This is a genomic window from Spirillospora sp. NPDC046719 (genome assembly GCF_040645715.1).
In the GTDB taxonomy this organism is placed as follows: Bacteria; Actinomycetota; Actinomycetes; order Streptosporangiales; family Streptosporangiaceae; genus Spirillospora.
This window is the reverse complement of record NZ_JBEYYT010000581.1, coordinates 1-4,941: the sequence shown is the minus strand read 5'-3', so window position 1 is coordinate 4,941 and position 4,941 is coordinate 1. Positions and strand designations below refer to the sequence as shown.

At 75.2% G+C, this 4,941-nt stretch carries 4 protein-coding genes and 1 riboswitch; of the genes, 3 read left to right on the top strand and 1 reads right to left on the bottom strand.

The features are described from left to right. From ABZ914_RS46500 to ABZ914_RS46490, 3 genes are all read left to right on the top strand, one after another. A partial coding sequence (locus tag ABZ914_RS46500) for a hypothetical protein (protein ID WP_500201061.1) occupies positions 1-352 on the top strand: 352 nt, incomplete at its 5' end. Further along, the gene (locus ABZ914_RS46495) at positions 349-1,296 is read left to right on the top strand and encodes a glycosyltransferase (protein ID WP_500201060.1); all 948 of its coding nucleotides are present in this window, start codon (positions 349-351) and stop codon (positions 1,294-1,296) included. The genes ABZ914_RS46500 and ABZ914_RS46495, both read left to right, overlap by 4 nt. Further along, a complete protein-coding gene (locus ABZ914_RS46490; protein WP_500201059.1) occupies positions 1,274-2,926 on the top strand; it encodes a glycosyltransferase family 39 protein in 1,653 nt (550 codons plus the stop codon). Before ABZ914_RS46495 ends, ABZ914_RS46490 begins: the two co-directional genes overlap by 23 nt. 16 nt (positions 2,927-2,942) lie before the next feature. Here the strand turns inward: ABZ914_RS46490 and ABZ914_RS46485 are convergent, their stop codons facing one another. Next, positions 2,943-4,175, bottom strand: coding sequence for a family 43 glycosylhydrolase (locus ABZ914_RS46485; RefSeq protein ID WP_500201058.1), 1,233 nt, complete (start codon positions 4,173-4,175; stop codon positions 2,943-2,945). A gap of 189 nt (positions 4,176-4,364) precedes the next feature. Beyond that, a riboswitch (cyclic di-AMP (ydaO/yuaA leader) is annotated at positions 4,365-4,566 on the bottom strand. Between the last annotated feature and the right edge of the window lie 375 nt (positions 4,567-4,941).

The window sequence follows — 4,941 nt, the reverse complement described above, 5'->3', positions numbered from 1 at the left end:
GCCCGAGCACGCCGCCTGGGCGGCGCAGCGCACCCGCCAGATCGTCGCCGCGCTGCGCGTCGCCGGGTACCAGGTGCACGGCGACCTCGACGAGCTGACCTCCGCCGGCGGTCCCGCGACCGCGCTGCAGCCCCGCGACCTGCCCGAGTCCGAGGTCGCCGAGGCGGCGACGAACGTGATCGTGCACCTGCTGGAGAAGCTCTCGGAGGCGAGGGAGCGGGTCGGGCTCGCGCAGCTGCGCGCCGACCTCACCGGGGTGCAGGAGGGCCTCGGCAGGCTGCTGGACGTCGCGTCCGCCCAGCCCGCGCCGGCACTGCGCCGGGCCGTCCGCCGGGCGGGCATGGGCCGATGAGCCCGGTCGTCGCGGCGGTGGTCGTCACCTACAACCGGATCTCACTGCTGGCCGAGGCGCTCACCGCCCTCGGCGCGCAGACCCGCCCGCCGGACCGGGTCGTCGTGGTGGACAACGCGTCCGGCGACGGCACCGCGGACATGGTGCGGGCCCGGTTCCCGGACGCCGAGCTGCTGGAGCTGTCGCGCAACACCGGCGGCGCGGGCGGTTTCGCGGCGGGCATCGCGCAGGCCCTCAAGGGCGACGCCGACTGGCTCTGGCTGATGGACGACGACACCGTCCCCGAGCCGGGCGCGCTCGACGCGCTGCTGAAGGCGGCGAGCGACGGAGGGGACGGCGCGGAGGCGCCGGTTCTGGTCGGCAGCCGGGTCGTGTGGACGGACGGCCGCGACCACCCGATGAACACGCCGCGGCAGAAGCCCCGGGCGTCCGCCGCGGAGCGCGCGCGGGCCGAGGCGGTGAACGGCTATCCCGTCCGCTCCGCCTCGTTCGTGTCGATCCTCGTGGACGCGGCGCGGGTCCGCGAGCGCGGGCTGCCGATCGCCGACTACTTCCTGTGGAACGACGACTTCGAGTTCACCATGCGGCTGCTGCGCGGCCGCCGCGGGCTGGTCTGCCGCGACAGCGTCGTGGTGCACAAGACCAGGACGTTCGGGTCGACCGACGCCGACCCGGGCGACCGCTTCTACTTCGAGGTCCGCAACAAGATCTGGCTGTTCGCCGGCAGCCGCGGGCTCGCCCCCGCGGAGCGGGTGCTGTACGCCGGGTCGACGCTGCGGCGCTGGGCCCGCACCTTCGCCGGATCCCGGGACCGCGCCGTGCTGCGCCGCGCCCTGGCGCGCGGCGTCCGCGAAGGGCTGCTCAGCCGTCCGAGACCGACCGCCGACCTGCTGCGCGAGGCCGGCCTGGAGGTACTTCCCGATGACGCGCCTCGCCCTCGATAGTCCCGCCCGGGACGAGGCCCCCCAGCGCGCGCGGTGGCTCGCCGGGCCGGCGGCGCCGCTGGCCGCGGCGGTCGCGGCGCTGGCCGTCACCGTCGCGGGGATCGGCGGCCCGGCGTTCTGGCTGGACGAGGCGGCCACGGTCAGCGTGGCCGGCCGGCCCACCGGGCAGATGCTGCGCGTCTTCCACCATCTCGACCTCGTCCACGCCCTCTACTACCTGATCATGCGGCCGTGGGTGCTGGTCTTCGGCGACGGCGAGGTGGCGCTGCGGTTACCGAGCGCGCTGGCCACCGCGGCCGCCGCCGCCGGGATCGTGCTGATCGGGCGGCGCTGCGCGGGCCCGCTCGCGGGGCTCTTCGCCGGGCTGGTCTACGCGGGCTCCGTCGCCGCCTCCAAGTACGCGATCGAGGCCCGCTCGTACGCGATGGTGACGGCGGTGGCGGTGCTCGCCACCTACCTGCTCGTCCGGGGCGTCGGCCCGGGCTGGCGGCATCCCTGGCGCTGGCTCGCGGGCTACGGCGTCGCGATCGCGTTCCTCGGCCTCCTCAACCTCGACGCCCTGCTGCTGCTCCCGGCGCACGGCGTCACGCTCCTGGCGACGCGCGACAGGGCGCCCCGCACGTGGCTGCGGTGGCCGGTCTGCGGCGGCCTCGCCGGCGCCGCCCTGATCCCGTTCGTGCTGGCCGCGCAAAGCCAGTCCGACCAGGTCAACTGGCTGCCGAGGCCGTCGTCGGCCACCGTCTGGCGGCTCCTGAAGTTCATGACCGGCAACCACTGGCTGGTCGCGCCGGTCCTCGCGCTGGCGGTGGCCGGCGCCGTCGCGGGCGTCCGGGCGCGCGGCCGGGACTCCGGCGCGCCCCTCACCGCCGTCGCGGTGCCGTGGCTGCTGCTGCCGCCCGCGGTGCTGATCGCCGTGTCGCTGGTGGCCGACCCCATGTTCATCGACCGGTACGTGCTGTTCTGCCTGCCCGCGCTGTCCCTGCTGACCGGGGCGGGCCTCGCGCTGCTCGCGGGCGTGGGCCGTCCTCCCGCCGGCGCCCTGCTCGCGGCGGCGGTGGCGGTCGCGATGGCCGCGGTGACGGTGCCCACCCAGCTGGACGTCCGGCGGCAGGACGCGAAGCTGGACGACCTGCGCACGCCCGCCGACGTCGTCCGCCGCGAGGCGCACCGGGGGGACGCGATCCTCTACCTCGGCGCCGTCGTGCGCTGGGACGCCGCCGCCTACCCGGACGCGTTCGGCCGCCTCGACGACGTCGGGATGGCCGAGGACCCGGTGAGCGCGGGCAACATCCTGGGCCGGGACAAGTTCCCCAACGAGCTGCGCGCCCCCCTCAGCCAGGCGCAGCGCCTGTGGGTGATGGGCAGCCGATCGCTCGGCAAGCGCCCGGGGCCCCTGGTGGGACGGCGCCGCCTGATGATCCGGGCCACCGGCCCCTGGCGGATCGCCCACGTCTGGACGTACAAGGGCGGGAAGCTGACGCTGTACGTGCGCACCGGCCCGTACGAGTCCCCGTCGAAGCCGCACGGGCCCGCCGCGAAGCCGCACCGGACGGCGCCCAAGACCCGCACCACGTCTCCCAAGACCCGCACCGCGACGCCCAAGCCGCACGCCGGCACGGCGAAGCCCTAGCCGACACCTCGGAGCGCTAGCGGACTTCCAGGTAGTCGATCTGGCCCTGGCCGTCGCCGCGCGCCAGCCCGAGGGTGTTCCAGCCCGCGTTCAGGTCGACCTGGACCTCGGTGGACGTCCAGTCCGCCCCCTGCGTCCTGCGGAGCGTGAGCGTCGTCTCCGGGGTCCCGTTCACCGAGAACCGCAGGTGGGACTCGTTGCCCGACCGGTTGGCGTACGCGACCTTCACCGAGTACCGCCCGGCGGCGGGCGCGAGGACCGGGACGTCGAGGCCGCAGCCGTCGCGGTCGAACGGGCCCACGACGCGCCCGCCCGAGGCGTTCGGCCGCGGCAGCGCGGCGACGCAGCCGTTGAGCCGCCCCTGCTCGGCCTCGTAGCGCGTGGGGACGCCCTGCAGGACGGGTTGCGAGCCGTTCCACGCGAGCGCCGCGACGTACATGCCGCGCCGGATGTGCTTGCTGGAGCGGTAGTCCAGCAGCCCGTGGAACACCAGGTGGTCGCCGCTCGCGTCCGTCACGATGCTCGCCCCGCCCGGCCCCTTGACGTCGTCGCCGTACCGGCCGGTGCTCTGCAGCGGCTCCTTCGCCTTCTCGTACGGGCCGTTCAGCGACGCGGACACGGCGTACCTGGTCTGGTAGTTCGTCTCGAAGTACCAGCCCGCCGAGTAGAGCAGCACGTACTTGCCGCCCCGGAAGACGAGGACCGGGGACTCGACCAGCACCGGGTCGTCCTTCCCGCGCGCCATGATCTTGCGCGGCGGACCCGCGAGGTACAGGCCGTCCGGGCTGAGCCGCACCAGCCAGATCGCGGCGGTCTTGCGGGCGTCGGTCTTGTAGAGCAGGTAGCGGCCGCCGTCCCGGTCGACGAACGAGGACGGGTCGATGGCGCCGCCGAGGTCGAGCGGGCACACCAGCGGATCGCCGTCCAGGGCGACGAACGGGCCCGCCGGGGACGACGCGGTCGCCACCCCGACGCACTGCTTGTCCTTCTCCTTGTGGCGCGCGGTGAAGTAGAGCACGTAGCTGCCGTTGCCGGCGCCGGGCGGGACCACCTCCGGCGCCCACGTCCGGCCGCCGGTGGCCCAGGACGGCAGCCGGACCAGGCCGTCGGAGGCGCGCCGCTTCCACGGGCCGGTGATGTCGGGGGCGGACGCGACCGGCATGTTGGCGCCGGCGTCGTTGGTGCCGTAGGCGTAGTACGCGTCCCCCGCCTTGATCACCGACGGGTCGGCGAACGAGGAGCCGATCACGGGCTCGCGGGGCGAGTAGCCCGGCGCCGTGACCGGAGCCGTCGCCGCGCCCTGCGGGGCGGGCGGCGCGGCGGTGGGCGCGGCGGACGGCCGCGCCCGGAGAGATTGGTGCCTTCGGCTAGGAGGCCCGTCCGGGCCCGTCATCCGGCCGCGGCGGGGCGTTCTGCTGAGGGTAGGTGGACAGTGTTCACTCCTTCTTCCAGACGCCTACCGGGTTAGCTGTCGGGTTCGGGCGTGGAAGTGGCCCTACGGCGGCTCTCACCGGTCGTGCCGGAAGAGGCGCACCGATTCACCCCGGGTACCGGAATGTCCGTCCGGAAGTGCTCCGGACTCCGGTGAAGGTGGGTCCCCGGTTCCGCGCCGCACGGCGCGGATTCGGCGCTGCCGCTGCGATCCTGTGGGCGTCATGGGGCCCGTGCGCGGGACCCTTTGTCCCGCGTGCGAAAGAGCGGCGCTGATGTTGTGATGGCGGCGGCCCCTTGTCCGGGGGACCGCCCGGGCCGGAGCCCTGTGTGGTCCAGCGTGGCGCGCTCTCAGCGCCATGCACGCTGACGGCGTGCGCACGGTGGGCCGGGCCGGCCGGGTCTCGGAGAGACCGGTGCGGCACGCTCTCCCGGTGCCGCGGGGCGACGCGTGGATCGTGCCGCCCTGGGGGACGGCGCGTGGGGCGCGCCGCCCGGTCCGCGGCCGCCGTGACGGTGTGCCGCGTGGGGCCGCGGGCGTCAACATCACCCGCACCACCAACTCCCAGTGGGCGGCCGTCAAG